Origin of the sequence: Streptomyces morookaense (assembly GCF_013030945.1) — a bacterium.
Taxonomy (GTDB): domain Bacteria; phylum Actinomycetota; class Actinomycetes; order Streptomycetales; family Streptomycetaceae; genus Streptomyces; species Streptomyces morookaensis.
Genome location: NZ_JABBXF010000041.1, coordinates 23,810 through 40,099 on the forward strand (window position 1 = coordinate 23,810; position 16,290 = coordinate 40,099).

The following is a 16,290-nucleotide window of genomic DNA, read 5'->3' on the forward strand; positions in this document are numbered from 1 at the left end:
GGGTACCCTCCCCGCGCGGCCCCAAATAGCGTCCAGTAGGGTTTGGTCCGCATAAACATCCAAACCCCTGCCCGCAGCGGGCCGGCGACCGACCAGCGAGACGGCCGTTGCCGACCGCACGGGCGAGACTCTCGGGAAGGCGCTACGTGAGTCCCAACGGCTCCGACCGCTCGTCGCGGCGCCCGGTGCGGCGGAAGCTGCTGCAGGCGCTGGCCGCGGGCGCTGTCCTGGCGACCGCCACCGGTTGCACATCCAAGGACTTCCCCCGCCTCGGAATGCCCACTCCCGTCACGGAAGAGGCGCCGCGGATCCTCTCCCTGTGGCAGGGCTCCTGGGCCGCCGCCCTCGCGGTCGGCGTTCTGGTGTGGGGCCTGATCCTGTGGAGCGTCGTCTTCCACCGGCGCAGCCGCACCAAGGTGCAGGTCCCCCCGCAGACCCGGTACAACATGCCCATCGAGGCGCTGTACACCGTGGTCCCGATCATCATCGTGTCGGTGCTCTTCTACTTCACCGCGCGTGACGAGAACAAGCTCCTGACCAACCCCGCGAAGCCGAAGCACGTGGTCAACGTGGTGGGCTTCCAGTGGAGCTGGGCGTTCAACTACCTCGAGAACGTCGACGGCCAGCCGGCCGGCCGGCCGCTGCGCGAGGTCAAGGAGCTGGACGCGATTCCGGACCGGTTCCTGGACAAGGCCCCGGCCAACGCCGGCGGTGTCTACGACATCGGCGTCCCGGGCACCCGGAACCCGCAGACCAACAACCCGGGCCCGACGCTGTGGCTGCCCAAGGGCGAGACGGTGGAGTTCGTCCTCACCTCGCGGGACGTCATCCACTCCTTCTGGGTCGTGCCGTTCCTGATGAAGCAGGACGTCATCCCGGGCCACACCAACAGCTTCACGGTGACCCCGAACCGCGAGGGCACCTTCATGGGCAAGTGCGCCGAGCTCTGCGGCCAGGACCACTCCCGGATGCTCTTCAACGTCAAGGTCGTCTCTCCTGAGCGGTACAAGGCGCACCTGAAGGAGCTCGCGGCCAAGGGCCAGACCGGTTACCAGCCGGCGGGCATCGCGCAGACGGATCACGCGAAGAACGCGGAGACCAAGAACAAGTGAGCATCCTCAACGAACCCCAGGGTGCCGCCGCCGCCCCAGCCGCGGCAGCACCGCCCGTACGCCAGAAGCAGCCCGGCAACCAGGTGATCAAGTGGCTCACCACCACTGACCACAAGACGATCGGCACGCTCTACCTGGTCACGTCGTTCGCGTTCTTCTGCATCGGCGGCCTCATGGCGCTCCTCATGCGCGCCGAACTGGCCCGTCCCGGCACGCAGATCATGTCGAACGAGCAGTTCAACCAGGCGTTCACGATGCACGGCACGATCATGCTGCTGATGTTCGCGACGCCGCTGTTCGCCGGATTCGCGAACTGGATCATGCCACTGCAGATCGGCGCGCCCGACGTGGCGTTCCCGCGGCTGAACATGTTCGCCTACTGGCTCTACCTCTTCGGCTCGCTCATCGCCGTGGGCGGCTTCCTCACCCCGCAGGGTGCGGCCGACTTCGGCTGGTTCGCCTACTCCCCGCTGTCGGACGCGGTCCGCTCGCCGGGTGTCGGCGCCGACATGTGGATCATGGGTCTGGCCTTCTCCGGCTTCGGCACCATCCTCGGCTCGGTCAACTTCATCACCACGATCATCTGCATGCGCGCCCCGGGCATGACGATGTTCCGCATGCCGATCTTCACCTGGAACGTCCTGCTGACCGGTGTCCTGGTCCTGCTCGCCTTCCCGGTCCTGGCCGCCGCGCTGTTCGCCCTGGAGGCGGACCGTAAATTCGGCGCACAAGTATTCAATGCGGCAAATGGCGGAGCATTGCTCTGGCAGCACCTCTTCTGGTTCTTCGGCCATCCCGAGGTGTACATCATCGCCCTGCCGTTCTTCGGCATCATTTCCGAGGTCATCCCGGTCTTCTCGCGCAAGCCGATGTTCGGTTACATCGGCCTGATCGCGGCGACCATCTCGATCGCGGGTCTGTCGGTGACCGTGTGGGCGCACCACATGTACGTCACGGGCGGTGTGCTGCTGCCGTTCTTCTCCTTCATGACCTTCCTGATCGCGGTCCCGACCGGTGTGAAGTTCTTCAACTGGATCGGCACCATGTGGAAGGGCTCGCTGTCCTTCGAGACCCCGATGCTGTGGGCCGTCGGCTTCCTGATCACCTTCACCTTCGGTGGTCTGACCGGCGTCATCCTGGCCTCGCCCCCGATGGACTTCCACGTCTCCGACTCGTACTTCGTGGTCGCGCACTTCCACTACGTGATCTTCGGTACGGTCGTCTTCGCGATGTTCTCCGGCTTCCACTTCTGGTGGCCGAAGTTCACCGGCAAGATGCTGGACGAGCGCCTCGGCAAGATCACCTTCTGGACGCTGTTCGTCGGCTTCCACGGCACCTTCCTGGTCCAGCACTGGCTGGGCGCCGAGGGCATGCCGCGCCGTTACGCGGACTACCTGGCCGCCGACGGCTTCACCACGCTGAACACCATCTCGACCATCAGCTCCTTCCTGCTGGGCCTGTCGATGCTGCCGTTCATGTACAACGTGTGGAAGACGGCCAAGTACGGCAAGAAGGTCGAGGTCGACGACCCGTGGGGTTACGGCCGTTCGCTGGAGTGGGCGACCTCCTGCCCGCCGCCGCGGCACAACTTCCTCACCCTGCCGCGGATCCGTTCCGAATCCCCGGCGTTCGACCTGCACCACCCGGAGATCGCAGCCCTTGAGCTCGAGACCGTGGGTGCCGGGGCCATCGCGGGCGGAAAGGAGTCCGGCAAGTGAAGATCCAAGGCCGGATGTTCATCTGGCTCTCCGTCTTCATCCTCGCCATGGCGATCGTCTATGGCCTGTGGTCGAAGGAAGCCGCCGGAACCACCGCGCTCTTCATGGCCTTCGGCCTGAGCGTGATGATCGGCTACTACCTGGCGTTCACCGCGCGCCGGGTGGACGCCGGTGCGCAGGACGACAAGAACGCCGATGTCGCCGACGACGCCGGTGAGCTGGGCTTCTTCGCCCCGCACAGCTGGCAGCCGCTGTCCCTGGCGGTCGGTGGCGCGCTCGCCTTCCTGAGCATCTGCTTCGGCTGGTGGCTGATGTTCTTCTCGGCACCGATCATCTTCGTCGGCCTCTTCGGCTGGGTGTTCGAGTTCTACCGCGGCGAGAACCAGAACCAGTAGGTCCGCCGCACGCAGTACCCCCGGGCCCCGCACACCGCCAGGTGTGCGGGGCCCGATTGCGTCCCCGGAGCGGCGGCGCCACCCGTTTGCAGTCACCCCGCGGGCCGTACCTCCCGAATCTTCCTACGGTGTGACCATGAGTCACTCCTCTCGCAGCACGGCGGTTCTCTGCAGCCTCCTGGTGATCACCCTCGCCGCAGGGGGCACCGCGTGCGGCGGCTCGTCCAACCCGCTGGCCGACAAGCCCTACGACGCCACCGGGCAGGTCTCCCTCGTCGGCGCCGAGGACGGCCACAAGGCCGACCCCGGCAAGCCGCTGGAGGTCAGGGCCGACGCCGGCGACCGCATCACGGACGTCACGGCCACGGATGCCGCCGGCCGCTATGTGAAGGGTGAACTCGACGCCGGCGGACGCCACTGGCGCAGCACCGGCGCCCTCGCCGCCGGCGCCCACTACACCGTCAGGATCAGCACCGAGGACGAGGACGGGGCCCAGGGGCGGCGCACGATCGGCTTCGACACCAACCCTGCGGACAAGCTGCTGCGCGTCACGTTCGGCCCGCAGAGCGGCACCTACGGCGTCGGTCAGCCCGTCACGGCCGAACTCAGCATGCCCGTCACGGATCCCGCCTCCCGCGCGACCGTCGAGCGCACCCTGCGGGTCGAGTCGCAGCCCTCCGTCAAGGGCGCCTGGTACTGGGTGGACAACCGCACCCTGCACTACCGTCCGCAGGAGTACTGGCCCGCCCACGCGGTCGTGAACGTCTCGGCGAACCTCAACGGCATAAAGGTCGGCGGGGCGCTCTACGGCGGCCCCTCCAAACCCGTGAAGCTCACCATCGGCGACCGGGTGGAGGCCGTCACGGACGCCAGTGCGCACTCCATGACCGTCACCAAGAACGGCCAGGAGCTCGGCACCGTCCCCGTGACCACCGGAAAGCCCGGCTACGACACCCGCAACGGGGTCAAGGTGATCCTGGGCAAGGAATCCTTCGTACGGATGCGCGGCACCAGCATCGGCATCGCCGAGGGGAGCGCCGACTCCTACGACCTGCCCGTCCACTGGGCCACCCGGGTCACGTGGAGCGGCGAATACGTGCACGCCGCCCCCTGGTCCGAGGGCTCGCAGGGCTGGGACAACGTCAGCCACGGCTGCACGGGCATGAGCACCGAGAACGCCAAGTGGTTCTTCGACACCGTCCGGGTGGGCGACATCGTCAAGGTCGTCGGCAGCGCGGGCGCCACGATGACGCCCTTCGACAACGGCTTCGGCGACTGGAACGTGCCGTGGCAGAAGTGGCGCCAGGGCAGCGCCCTGACGGCCGGCAAGCGCGAAGGCACCAGCCCGGCCGACGCGGCCCGGCTGCGGCCCCGGATGTAACCCCCCGTGGGGGCCGTTCAGGCCCCCACGGCCGGCCGGTCCGCCGCACGCAACAGGCCCGCCAGGGAGGCGGAGAGGGCCACCGGGTCCACCGGGTGGGTCACCACCGCGTCCGCCCGGCTCCAGGTCGCCAGCCAGGCGTCCTGCGGGCGTCCGATGAGCAGCAGCACGGGCGGGCAGCGGAACACCTCGTCCTTCAGCTGCCGGCACACACCCATGCCGCCCGCGGGCGCCGTCTCGCCGTCCAGGACGCAGACGTCGACCCGGCGTTCCTCCAGCGTCCGCAGCACCGCGGGCAGCGTCGCGCACTCCAGATACTCCACCTGCGGCACATCGGCCGCGGGGCGCCGCCCGGCGGCCAGCCGCACCTGCTCCCGGGTGCGCGCGTCGTCGCTGTAGACCAGCACCGTGGCAGTGGGCTGCATTCGTTCCTCCAGGCGTGTGAGAAGCACGGCGTGCGGATCGGGCGCTGGGCCGGATGCTACTCCGCGGGCAGGGCCCCGGAGGAGGGTTCGCACATGCCGGATGACGGTGCGTCGGGCCCGGTGGAAGGAGCGCTTCCTCCCTTCGGGGGACCACGGAACTGGGCCGTACGAGCAGGGCATACGCCCTTGACACACCGAACGGCACCCCCCGGAGTGAGCGCGAGATAAGCGACCGACATAATGTCGGTCGTGGCGACAGCAACAGCAGTAGATACCGGGCACGCGCACCCCTCGGTCAACCGGCCGAACCTCACCAGCGTCGGAACCATCATCTGGCTGAGTTCCGAGCTGATGTTCTTCGCGGCCCTCTTCGCGATGTACTTCACCCTCCGATCGGTGACGGGAACCGACCACTGGAAGGACATGGCGTCGCACCTGAACGTTCCGTTCTCGGCGACGAACACGACCATCCTGGTGCTCTCCTCCCTGACCTGCCAGCTCGGCGTCTTCGCCGCGGAACGCGGCGACGTGAAGAAGCTGCGCACGTGGTTCACGATCACCTTCGTGATGGGTGCCATCTTCATCGGCGGCCAGATCTTCGAGTACACCGACCTGGTCAAGGAGGACGGCCTCTCGCTCTCCTCCGACCCGTACGGCTCGGTGTTCTACCTGACGACCGGCTTCCACGGCCTGCACGTGACGGGCGGTCTCATCGCCTTCCTGCTGGTCCTGGGCAGGACGTACGCGGCCAAGAGGTTCACCCACCACCAGGCGACGGCGGCCATCGTCGTGTCCTACTACTGGCACTTCGTCGACGTGGTCTGGATCGGCCTCTTCGCCACGATCTACTTGATCAAGTAATCGGTCCTGTCCTGCACCGGACCACAGTCCAGCAACGAAGCAGAAGATCCTGACACCGGGGTAATCCGTGAAAAAGCTCTCCGCACGACGACGCCATCCGCTGGCGGCGGTCGTCGTCCTACTCTTCGCGCTGGCGGTAACTGGGGGGCTGTACGCCGCGTTCGCGCCGGCGGACAAGGCCAAGGCCGATGACACCGCCCAGTCCCTCGCCATCGAGGAGGGCAAGAAGCTCTATTCCGTGGGCTGCGCAAGCTGCCACGGCACCGGCGGTCAGGGCAGCTCCGACGGGCCGAGCCTGGTCGGTGTGGGCTCCGCGGCCGTCGACTTCCAGGTCGCAACCGGCCGTATGCCGCTCCAGCAGCAGGGTGCCCAGGCGCCCCGCAAGAAGGCGATCTACTCGCAGGCCGAGATCGACCAGCTCGCCGCGTACATCGCCTCCCTCGGCGCGGGCCCGGTCGCCCCGACGAAGAGCCAGTACAGCCCCGACGGCGCCGACATCGCCAAGGGCGGGGAGCTCTTCCGCACCAACTGCGCCCAGTGCCACAACTTCGTGGGCAAGGGCGGTGCGCTGTCGAACGGCAAGTTCGCCCCGTCCCTCGAGAACGTCAACCCCAAGCACATCTACGAGGCCATGCAGACCGGCCCGCAGAACATGCCTTCCTTCCCCGACACCACGATGTCGGAGAAGAACAAGAAGGACATCGTCGCGTACCTGGGCGCGGTCAACAGCAGCAAGTCGGAGAACCCTGGCGGCCTCGAGCTGGGCGGCTTCGGCCCGGTCAGTGAAGGCCTGTTCGCATGGGTCTTCGGTCTGGGCGCGCTGGTCGCCGTGGCCATCTGGGTCGCTGCCCGGACCGCAAAGGCCAAGAAGTCATGAGTAGCCAAGAGATTCCAGAAGAGAACCTGCCGAGCACGCAGGGCGAAGCGCACGCCGGTGCCGTAGCCACCGCCGACCCGTTCGCCGACCCGGGGCTGCCGCCGCACGAGCACCGCATCCAGGACATCGACGAGCGGGCCGCCAAGCGGTCCGAGCGCGTGGTCGCGATGCTGTTCGTGCTGTCCATGCTGGCCACCGTCGGCTTCATCGCCTCCTACGTCACCCTGCCGGTCGACAAGAACATCTACGTCTTCCCCATCGGGCACATCAGCGCGCTGAACTTCGCGCTGGGCCTGACCCTGGGCGTGGCGCTGTTCTGCATCGGCGCGGGCGCGGTCCACTGGGCGCGCACCCTGATGTCCGACGTCGAGGTCGCCGACGACCGGCACCCGATCGAGGCCTCCCCCGAGGTCAAGGCCAAGGTCATGGCCGACTTCCGGGAGGGCGCGAAGGAGTCGGCGCTCGGCCGCCGCAAGCTGATCCGCAACACCATGTTCGGCGCGCTGGCCCTGTTCCCGCTCTCCGGTGTGGTGCTGCTCCGTGACCTCGGTCCGCTGCCGGGCACCAAGCTCCGCAAGACCGCCTGGTCGCAGGGCAAGATGCTGATCAACCAGAACACCCTGCAGCCGCTGCGTCCCGAGGACATCCAGGTCGGCTCGCTCACCTTCGCCATGCCCGAGGGCATGAAGGAGGAGGACGAGGACTTCCAGAACGAGATTGCCAAGGCCGCCCTGATGATCGTCCGGCTCCGCCCGGAGAACATCAAGGACAAGCGCGAGCTCGACTGGTCGGCGGACGGCATCGTCGCGTTCTCCAAGATCTGCACGCACGTCGGCTGCCCGATCAGCCTCTACGAGCAGCAGACCCACCACGTGCTGTGCCCCTGCCACCAGTCCACGTTCGACCTCTCCGACGGCGGACGCGTGATCTTCGGCCCGGCCGGCCACGCCCTTCCGCAGCTGCGGATCAAGGTCAATGACAAGGGCTTCCTCGAGGCGATGGGCGACTTCGCCGAGCCCGTCGGTCCTGCTTACTGGGAGCGCGGATGAGTACTGCAACTGACAATCGGCGCAAGGCGCCCGCCGGTGAGCGGGTCGCCGACTGGGCCGACGGCCGGCTGGGGATCTACTCCCTGGCCAAGGCCAACATGCGCAAGATCTTCCCGGACCACTGGTCCTTCATGCTGGGCGAGGTCTGCCTCTACAGCTTCCTGATCATCATCCTCACGGGTGTGTATCTGACGCTGTTCTTCCACCCGAGCATGAACGAGGTCGTCTACCACGGCTCGTACGTCCCCATGCAGGGCATGCGGATGTCCGAGGCGTACAAGTCGACGCTCGACATCAGCTTCGACATCCGCGGTGGTCTGCTGCTCCGTCAGATCCACCACTGGGCGGCGCTGGTCTTCCTCGCGGCGATGATGCTGCACATGATGCGCGTCTTCTTCACGGGCGCCTTCCGCAAGCCGCGTGAGATCAACTGGCTGTTCGGCTTCCTGCTGCTGGTGCTGGGCACCTTCACCGGCTTCACCGGCTACGGCCTGCCGGACGACCTGCTCTCGGGCACCGGTATCCGCATCGCACAGGGCCTGATCCTGTCCATCCCGCTGGTCGGGACGTACATCTCGATGTTCCTGTTCGGCGGCGAGTTCCCCGGCACGGACTTCGTGGCCCGGTTCTACTCGATCCACATCCTGCTGCTGCCGGGCATCATGCTCGGTCTGGTCGTCGCCCACCTGATCCTGGTCGTCTACCACAAGCACACGCAGTTCCCGGGCCCGGGCCGGACCGAGAAGAACGTCGTCGGCATGCCGCTGATGCCGGTCTACATGGCCAAGGCCGGAGGCTTCTTCTTCCTGGTCTTCGGTGTCATCGCGGCCATCGCCGCGATCGCCACCATCAACCCGGTCTGGGCGATGGGCCCGTACCGGCCCGACCAGGTCTCCACCAACGCCCAGCCCGACTGGTACCTGGGCATGTCCGAGGGCATCTTCCGGGCCATGCCCGGCTGGGAGATCAACATCGCGGGCCACACCCTGGTCCTGGGTGTGTTCATCCCGCTGCTGATCTTCGGCCTGGTGCTGACGGCCATGGCGGTCTACCCCTTCCTCGAGTCGTGGGTGACCGGTGACAAGCGCGAGCACCACCTGCTCGACCGGCCGCGCAACGCCCCGACGCGTACCGCGTTCGGCGTCGCCTGGCTGGTGATGTACGGCGTCGGGCTGGTCAACGGCGGCAACGACCTGTGGGCGACGCACTTCCACCTCTCGGTGAACAGCGTCACCTGGTTCGTCCGGATCACGTTCTTCACGGCTCCGATCGTCGCCTTCATCGTCACGCGCCGGATCTGCCTGGGTCTCCAGCGCCGCGACCGGGACAAGGTGCTGCACGGACGCGAGTCCGGCATCATCAAGCGCCTGCCGCACGGTGAGTTCGTCGAGGTCCACGAGCCGCTCTCGCAGGACCAGCTCTTCACGCTCACCTCGCACGAGCAGCCCAAGCCGCTCGAGCTGGAGCCGGAGGTCGACGAGAACGGTGTGACCCGCAAGGCAGGTGCCTCGCAGCGCCTGCGCGCGAAGCTCTCGAAGGGCTTCTACGGCGAGGGGACGCACATCCCCAAGCCCACCGCCGAGGAGTACCACGAGATCACGAGCGGCCACGGCCACCACTGATCCGCTGCACAGCTGAGCACGCCACAACGAGGGGCCCGCGGGAATTTCCCGCGGGCCCCTCGCGCATGCCCGCGCGCCGGCCCTGCCAACTGAAGTGCCGGCGTGGGCGGTTGAACATCCGAACCTTGATCTCCTTCGCCGTGTGCAATTAGTGTGGCCGGTGCCACCAGCTCAATTGCTGAAGGGAAATCGGGGAAATGCCGACCACGGACCGGAATGCAGAGTTCCCATTCGATCCCACCGACCCGTCCTTTCGGGCCGACCCCTATCCGGTGTACCGCGAACTGAGGGAAAACCACCCCGCGGTGCGCGGGCCGCTGGGCGCCTGGGCGGTGAGCCGCTACGAGGATTGCGATCTGCTGCTCCGCGACCGGCGCATGGGCAAGGACCTAGGGAATTCCGAATACTTCGCCCGCGCCGCCGGCGACACCGAGGCGGAGGAGGCGCCCTTCCTCGGGCTCGGCATCGACGGCTGGGACGCCCAGCTCTTCAAGCTGCTGGACCCGCCGGACCACACCAAGCTGCGCGCCCTGGTCTCCCAGGCGTTCACGCCCGCGGTCATCGACGGCCTCAAGGACTCCACCGCGGCCATCGTGGACGAGCTCCTCGGCGAACTCCCCGACCGGTTCGACGTCATGCAGCGGCTCGGTGCGCCGCTGCCCATCCGGGTGCTGGGCGACATGCTGAGCATCCCGCGCGAGGACCACGAGATCTTCGTCCAGTGGTCCACCGAGATCGCCCACATCCTGGAGCTGGGCGCGGAGCCCTCCGAGGATGTGGCCATCCGCTGCCAGAAGGCCGTTGCGGAGTGCACCGCGTACTTCGTCGAGCTGCTGGAGAAGCGCGCCTCCTCGGACGGCGACGACCTGCTCTCCCAGCTGGCCCGCGCCCGTGACCTGGCCGAGGGCGGGCTGACGCTGCACCAGATCGCCGCCGTCTGCGTGCTCCTGGTCGTCCCCGGCCTGGACACCTTCTCCAACCTGATAGGCAACGCCGCGGTGCTCTTCGCCCGGCACCCGGAGGTCCTGCCGCAGCTGGCCGCCGAGCCGGAGTCGGCGGACGCGGTGCTCGACGAGATCCTGCGCCTGGAGCCGCCGACCCACGCCTCCTGGCGGGTCGCGCTGGAGCCCGTCGAGATGCACGGGCAGACCATCGAGCCCGGTGACGTGGTCCTGCTGCTGATCGCCGCTGCCAATCGGGACGAGCGGGTCTTCGACTCCCCGGAGACCTTCTCCCTCGGCGGGAACAGCCGCAAGCACCTGTCGTTCGGCCGCGGCATCCACTACTGCGCCGGCGACCTGCTGTCCCGGCTGATGGCCAAGGAGGCCTTCAAGGGCCTGGCCCAGCGCGTCGCCAGGCTGTCCCTCGTGGACGAGCAGGTCGACTACAAGCCGGGCATCTGGCTGCGCGGCCCGTCCCGGCTGCCCGTCGTCGTGGAGCACCGGGCCGGCTGAGGCCCGTTGTCCGCAGGGGCGTCCGCCCACGGTGCCCTATCGGCGTCCCGGGGAGCCGGGGGACGCCGATAGGGTGGGTCCCAAGGCCCGTCGCACTCAGGAGCGTGGAGTATGAACACCGTTCCCCCCGCCGGCTCTCCTGCCGAAGGCACTCTGCAGAGCTGGCCGGACGTTCTGAGCGCGGTGCTGGCCGGACAGGACCTGAGCACGGACACCACCGCGTGGGCCATGGACCGCATCATGCGCGGCGAGGCGACGAACGCGCAGATCGCGGGTTTCGCGGTGGCGCTGCGGGCCAAGGGCGAGACGGTCGGGGAGATCGCCGGCCTGGTGCGCACGATGTACGAGCACGCCAACCTGATCGAGGTGCCGGGGCCCACCGTCGACATCGTCGGCACCGGCGGCGACCGGGCGAAGACGGTCAACATCTCCACGATGTCGGCCGTCGTCGTGGCCGGAACCGGCGCCCGCGTCGTCAAGCACGGCAACCGGGCCTCGTCCAGCGCCTCCGGCGCCTCGGACGTGCTGGAGAAGCTGGGCGTCAACCTCGAACTCACCCCGCGGCGGGTGGAGGAGGTGGCCGCCGAGGCCGGCATCACCTTCTGCTTCGCCGTGAAGTTCCACCCGGCGCTGCGCTACGTGGCCGCCGCCCGCAGGGAGCTGGGCATCCCCACCTTCTTCAACTTCCTCGGCCCGCTGACCAACCCGGCCCGGGTCCGGGCCCAGGCCACCGGGGTCGCGGACGCCCGGATGGCGCCCATCCTCGCCGGGGTGCTCGCCGAACGGGGTTCGTCCGCCCTGGTCTTCCGGGGGGACGACGGCCTGGACGAGCTGACCATCACGGGCACGTCCACGGTGTGGGCCGTGCGCGACGGCGAGGTGCGGCGTTCCACCTTCGACCCGCGGGACGTGGGCATCCGGCTGATGCCGATCGAGGCGCTGAAGGGCGCGGACGCCTCGTACAACGCGGACGTGGCCCGCCGGCTGCTGAACGGCGAGCGGGGGCCGGTGCGGGATGCCGTGCTGCTCAACTCGGCCGCGGCGCTGACCGCGCTGGAGCCCTCGGACGCCCCTCTCGCGGAGCAGATCGCCGCCGGGATGGCGAAGGCCGCGGAGGCGATCGACTCGGGCGCCGCCAAGGCCGCCCTGGACCGCTGGGTGGCCGCCAGCAACGCCTGAGCCGTGTTTCTTTTTCTCTCCGGGCTCTCCGGGTCCGATAAAGAAAATGGGCCCGGAGAAAGCCGGTCACGGCCATCGAATTGCTGTTACGATCACTTTGCTGTTTTGAGTTGTCCGCACCATTCGGCGTCGTCGGTGCCCACCTCAACGACGCCCGTACAACGCTGTATTCGGCCGAAGCAAAGGTTCGACTGTGACACTTCCGGAAATCAGCCCCATTCTGCTGGAACTGGTCAATTCCGACGGGGAGACCATCGGCACCGAAGAAAAGCTGGCAGCACATCAGGCCCCGGGAAAACTGCACCGGGCCTTCTCGGTCTTTCTCTTCGACGGTGAGGGCCGCATGCTGCTCCAGCAGCGGGCGCTCACGAAGTACCACTCGCCGGGAGTCTGGTCCAACACCTGCTGCGGCCACCCCTACCCGGGCGAGGTCCCCGAGGCCGCGGCCGCCCGGCGCACCCGCGAGGAGCTCGGGCTGACGGAGATCACCCTCGTCCCGGCCGGCACGGTGACCTACAACCACCCGGACGAGATCTCCGGCCTGGTGGAGCAGGAGTACAACCACCTCTTCGTCGGCACGGTCGCCCAGGCGTGCGAGCCCGACCCCGAGGAGGTGCACGACACCCGCTTCGTCACCCAGGACGAACTCAAGGCCCTGCAGGCGGAGAAGGAGTTCTCGGCCTGGTTCCCCACCGTGATGGAGGCGGCGCTGCCGGGCATCCGGAAGATCGCGCCCTCCGGCGGCTGGTGAACCGCGCGCCTTTCCGGCGGACGGCCTCCTCCGGCCCCGACCCCGCACGGGGGCCGGGCCGGACGGGGGCCGTCAGTGTGTGAGGGCCCCGAGCACGGCGTCGTTCGCGGCCCGGTCCCCGACGGTGATCCGCACGCCCTCGCCCGGGTAGTGGCGCGCGGCAACGCCGGCGGCTTCCAGCCGGGTGCGCACCTGCTCGACGCGCTCCGGCTCGTCGAGCCAGAAGAAGTTGGTGTGGCTCGGCAGCGCCGCCCAGTCCGCGGAGCGCAGGCCTGCCAGCACCCGCTCCCGCTCGGAGACCAGGAAGGCCACCCGCTCCCGCAATTCGTCCTCCGCCTTCAGGGAGGCCTCCACGGCGGCCACGGACAGCGAGCTCATGGCGAACGGCAGCTGGAACGCGTTGATGCGCCCGGCGAGCCCGGGGCTCGCGACCCCGTAGCCGACGCGCATGCCCGCCAGTCCGTAGGCCTTGGAGAAGGTGCGCAGCACCAGCAGGTTGGGGAACTCCCGGGTCCACTCCACCGACGGGGGCCGCTCGCCGGCCGGGACGAACTCGATATAGGCCTCGTCCAGGACGACCACGGTGTCGGACGGGACCGAGGCGATGAGCTCCCTGACCTCGTCGGCGTCGACCCGCTGTCCCGTCGGGTTGTGCGGATTGCAGATGATGACGGCGCCGGTGTCGGCGGCGGCCGCCTTGGCGATGGCGGTGATGTCCTGATGGCCGCCGGGCAGCAGCGGGACCTCGACGGGGCGGGCGCCCGCCATCCGGGCCAGCAGCGGGTAGGCGTCGAAGTTCCGCCAGCCGTAGACGAGTTGGCGGCCGGGCCGGACGGCCGCCTGCAGCGCCTGGAGGGCCACCCCCACGGATCCGGCGCCGACGACGACCTGGTCACCGGGCAGTCCGAGCCAGGTGGCTATCGCCGATTTCAGGTGGTCCGGGAAGAACTCCGGGTAGCGGTTCACCCGGCCGACCTGCCGGGTGATCTCCTCGGCGACGGAGGGCAGTGGGGGCAGGGGGTTCTCGTTGAGCATCAAGAGGTGCTGCAATGTGTCCTCCTGGACGGACGGGCGTGCGTCGTCGGCTGCGGGCTCGATGTGGCTGGTCGCGCAGTTCCTCCCCCAGCTACCGCTGGGAGGTGCCCCCAGCGCCCCTTCGGGGCGCGACCAGTCCCTCAGGCCACCGCGCTCTTGGACGCGATGAGTTCGCGCGCATCGTCCAGCGTCGACGTCCCGCTCAACTCGTTGCCGTCGAGCATCGGCAGGTCGAAGTGGCGCTCCACGGTGACGATGAACTCGACCACGCCCATGGAGTCCACGCCCGCCTCCTGGAAGGTGGCGCCGCCGGCCAGTGCGGCGGCGGCCTGCGGGAAGCGCTCCTGGAGCAGGGCGTCGAGCCGGTTGTTCAGAGTCTCCATCGTTTTCCTCACTGTTCCTGCAGTCCGATGTTGATGTCCGGCCAGGTCAGGGCCGCGGAGCCCCAGGTGAGGCCGCCGCCGAAGCCCGTCAGCACCACCCGTTCCCCCGTCTTCAGCCGCCCGCCGACCGCCGCGTCGGCGAGGGCCAGCGGAATGGACGCGGCCACGGTGTTGCCGACCCGGTCGATGTTCTTGACCACGCGCTCGACGGGGATGCCCAGTTCGCGCGCGCAGGTGTCGAGGATGCGGACGTTGGCCTGGTGCGGGACGACGGCGCCGACGTCCTCGGCCGTCCACCCCACCCGGTCCAGCGTGCTGCGCACCGAGCCGGTCATGTACCGGACGGCGCGGGTGAACACCTGCGGCCCGTCCATCCGGAAGTACGTGTCCGCCTCCGGCACCGCCGCCTCCCGGCTGCGCTGCTCCGAGCCGCCCGCGCGGACGGTGATGAGGTCCGTGCCCCGGCCGTCGCTGCCCAGGTCGAAGCCGAGCAGTGCGCCCGGCTCCGCCGCGTCCCCGGCCCGCAGCACCATGGCACCGGCCCCGTCGCCGAAGATGACGCGGGTGGTGCGGTCCGCGGGGTCGAGGATCGTCGAGAAGGTGTCGGCCCCGATGACCAGTGCGCTGCGCGCCACCGAGGTGGCGATCAGGCCCGCCGCCGTGGCCAGCGCGTACACGAAGCCCGTGCACACGGCGGCCACGTCGAAGGCGCCGACGCCGCCCAGGCCCAGCTCGGCGGCGACCACGGGGGCCGTCCCCGGGCAGGGGCGGTCGGGGGTGCTGGTCGCCAGCACCACCACGTCCACCCCGTCGACCCCCGCGGACGCGAGGGCCCGCCGGCCCGCCTCGACGGCGAGCCGGCTGGTGGCGACGCCCGGACCGGCGATGTGCCGCTGGGCGATGCCGGTCCGGGTCCTGATCCATTCGTCGGAGGTGTCGAGTTCCGCCGCCAGCATGTCGTTGGTGACGACGTGCGGCGGGACCCATGCCCCGAGACCGCTGACGACGGCGGTTCGCGTCATGCCGACCACGGGCGGCGGATCCGGTAACCGGACTGCTCCGCCTCGCGGTTGATGCGCTTGGCGCGGGCGGCGGCCGCGGCCGTGCGCGGGGCGATCTTCGCCGAGTTGAAGCCGAGGCCCTTCTTCGGCCGGCCGAAGAACGCGTAGTCGTCCTTGACCAGTTCGACCGCCATCTGCCGGTGCGTCTCGATGTCCAGGTCGACGAACGTCCGCGAGGTCGGGTGCAGCGTCCGCCCCCAGGCGCGCCCGGCGTCCAGGTGCCCGACGGCCCGGTCGATCTCGAACTTCATCAGCTCGCGCACGGCCTCGCTCACGTGCCCGCTGCCGACCTCACGGGCCAGCGACGTGCGGTCCAGGCCGAACTTGGTGAGGTCCTCCAACGGCAGGTAGAGACGGCCGAGTTCGAGGTCCTCCTGCACGTCCCAGGCGAAGTCCAGGAGCTGGAAGGCCGTGATGGTGTGCCGGCACAGCTCCTCGGAGTCCTCGCTCTGCGGCTCGAAGAGCCCGTTGATCCAGACGGCCGGGAGCAGGGTGACACCCTGGATGAACGGGTCCATCTCCTCGTACGTCGCGTACTCGTACGTGGTGAGGGCCTCGCGCTGCGCCTGGACGAACCGGGGGACGTCCCGGTAGGGAAGGTCCCAGGTGCGCATCATGTGCACCAGGGCCCGGGAGAGGGCGGCGTCGGCCACGTGGTCGCCGGACGGCGGGCCGTCGGTCTCGATCTCCTCGCCGTCGCAGGCCGCCAGGTAGGCGCGCTCGAACTCGTCGAGGCGCTGCTTGCGCACCTCCAGGCTGCGGTTGACGTCGTCGACCAGGTCGTCGACGTAGCAGACGAACGAGAAGAAGGTGTCGAAGTAGGGCCGCTTGGCCGCGGGGAACATATAGCGGCCGAGGAAGCGTCCACGGCCGATGTCACGGAACAGCCGGGAGCTCTTGAGGTAGTCGGCGCGCAGTCCGGAGTCCGTTATCCCCGCGAGATCGAGCTCATGCACAGTCATAGTGGCTCTTCCTGTGTGCTGAATG

The 16,290-nt window shown here is 68.8% G+C and carries 16 protein-coding genes; 11 read left to right on the forward strand and 5 right to left on the reverse strand.

The window, feature by feature from the left end:
• The first annotated feature begins 146 nt into the window (after positions 1-146).
• From ctaC to HG542_RS18680, 4 genes are all read left to right on the forward strand, one after another.
• On the forward strand, positions 147-1,112 hold the full coding sequence (ctaC, locus tag HG542_RS18665; RefSeq protein WP_171082888.1) for an aa3-type cytochrome oxidase subunit II: 966 nt from the start codon (positions 147-149) through the stop codon (positions 1,110-1,112).
• The gene (gene ctaD / locus HG542_RS18670; RefSeq protein ID WP_171082890.1) at positions 1,109-2,830 is read left to right on the forward strand and encodes an aa3-type cytochrome oxidase subunit I; all 1,722 of its coding nucleotides are present in this window, start codon (positions 1,109-1,111) and stop codon (positions 2,828-2,830) included. The genes ctaC and ctaD overlap by 4 nt, the downstream gene beginning before the upstream one ends.
• A complete protein-coding gene (locus tag HG542_RS18675; RefSeq protein ID WP_171082892.1) occupies positions 2,827-3,225 on the forward strand; it encodes a cytochrome c oxidase subunit 4 in 399 nt (132 codons plus the stop codon). The genes ctaD and HG542_RS18675 overlap by 4 nt, the downstream gene beginning before the upstream one ends.
• Before the next feature lie 136 nt (positions 3,226-3,361).
• Positions 3,362-4,606 (forward strand): L,D-transpeptidase, encoded by a 1,245-nt coding sequence (locus HG542_RS18680; RefSeq protein ID WP_171082895.1) that lies wholly within the window; start codon positions 3,362-3,364, stop codon positions 4,604-4,606.
• 17 nt (positions 4,607-4,623) lie between these two features.
• Here the strand turns inward: HG542_RS18680 and HG542_RS18685 are convergent, their stop codons facing one another.
• Positions 4,624-5,031 carry a response regulator transcription factor gene (locus tag HG542_RS18685; RefSeq protein ID WP_171082897.1) on the reverse strand — a complete coding sequence of 136 codons (408 nt, stop codon included), beginning with the start codon at positions 5,029-5,031 and terminating at the stop codon, positions 4,624-4,626.
• 240 nt (positions 5,032-5,271) lie between these two features.
• Between HG542_RS18685 and ctaE the strand changes: the two genes are divergently transcribed.
• The 7 genes from ctaE (at position 5,272) to idi (ending at position 12,824) form a co-directional block, all read left to right on the forward strand.
• A complete protein-coding gene (gene ctaE / locus HG542_RS18690) occupies positions 5,272-5,892 on the forward strand; it encodes an aa3-type cytochrome oxidase subunit III (protein WP_171082899.1) in 621 nt (206 codons plus the stop codon).
• A gap of 67 nt (positions 5,893-5,959) precedes the next feature.
• Positions 5,960-6,769 carry a cytochrome bc1 complex diheme cytochrome c subunit gene (gene qcrC / locus HG542_RS18695; protein WP_171082901.1) on the forward strand — a complete coding sequence of 270 codons (810 nt, stop codon included), beginning with the start codon at positions 5,960-5,962 and terminating at the stop codon, positions 6,767-6,769.
• The gene (gene qcrA, locus HG542_RS18700) at positions 6,766-7,818 is read left to right on the forward strand and encodes a cytochrome bc1 complex Rieske iron-sulfur subunit (protein WP_171082903.1); all 1,053 of its coding nucleotides are present in this window, start codon (positions 6,766-6,768) and stop codon (positions 7,816-7,818) included. Before qcrC ends, qcrA begins: the two co-directional genes overlap by 4 nt.
• Positions 7,815-9,440 carry a cytochrome bc1 complex cytochrome b subunit gene (gene qcrB / locus HG542_RS18705; RefSeq protein ID WP_171082904.1) on the forward strand — a complete coding sequence of 542 codons (1,626 nt, stop codon included), beginning with the start codon at positions 7,815-7,817 and terminating at the stop codon, positions 9,438-9,440. The genes qcrA and qcrB overlap by 4 nt, the downstream gene beginning before the upstream one ends.
• A 272-nt stretch (positions 9,441-9,712) precedes the next feature.
• Entirely contained in the window at positions 9,713-10,894 is a 1,182-nt protein-coding gene (locus HG542_RS18710; protein ID WP_171082906.1) for a cytochrome P450, read from the forward strand.
• A gap of 111 nt (positions 10,895-11,005) precedes the next feature.
• Positions 11,006-12,073: an anthranilate phosphoribosyltransferase gene (gene trpD, locus HG542_RS18715; protein WP_171082908.1), complete on the forward strand. Its 1,068-nt coding sequence runs from the start codon at positions 11,006-11,008 to the stop codon at positions 12,071-12,073.
• Positions 12,074-12,266: 193 nt separating this feature from the next.
• Entirely contained in the window at positions 12,267-12,824 is a 558-nt protein-coding gene (gene idi, locus HG542_RS18720; protein WP_171082909.1) for an isopentenyl-diphosphate Delta-isomerase, read from the forward strand.
• Between the two features lie 72 nt (positions 12,825-12,896).
• On the opposite strand, the gene HG542_RS18725 is transcribed toward idi, so the two are convergent.
• From HG542_RS18725 to HG542_RS18740, 4 genes are all read right to left on the reverse strand, one after another.
• Positions 12,897-13,874, reverse strand: a complete 978-nt coding sequence (locus HG542_RS18725; RefSeq protein ID WP_171082911.1) for an aminotransferase class I/II-fold pyridoxal phosphate-dependent enzyme — start codon at positions 13,872-13,874, stop codon at positions 12,897-12,899.
• Positions 13,875-13,999: 125 nt separating this feature from the next.
• The gene (locus HG542_RS18730) at positions 14,000-14,242 is read right to left on the reverse strand and encodes a phosphopantetheine-binding protein (protein WP_171082913.1); all 243 of its coding nucleotides are present in this window, start codon (positions 14,240-14,242) and stop codon (positions 14,000-14,002) included.
• A gap of 8 nt (positions 14,243-14,250) precedes the next feature.
• The gene (locus tag HG542_RS18735) at positions 14,251-15,264 is read right to left on the reverse strand and encodes a beta-ketoacyl-ACP synthase III (RefSeq protein ID WP_171082915.1); all 1,014 of its coding nucleotides are present in this window, start codon (positions 15,262-15,264) and stop codon (positions 14,251-14,253) included.
• Entirely contained in the window at positions 15,261-16,265 is a 1,005-nt protein-coding gene (locus HG542_RS18740; RefSeq protein WP_171082917.1) for a phytoene/squalene synthase family protein, read from the reverse strand. Before HG542_RS18740 ends, HG542_RS18735 begins: the two co-directional genes overlap by 4 nt.
• Positions 16,266-16,290: the final 25 nt, after the last annotated feature.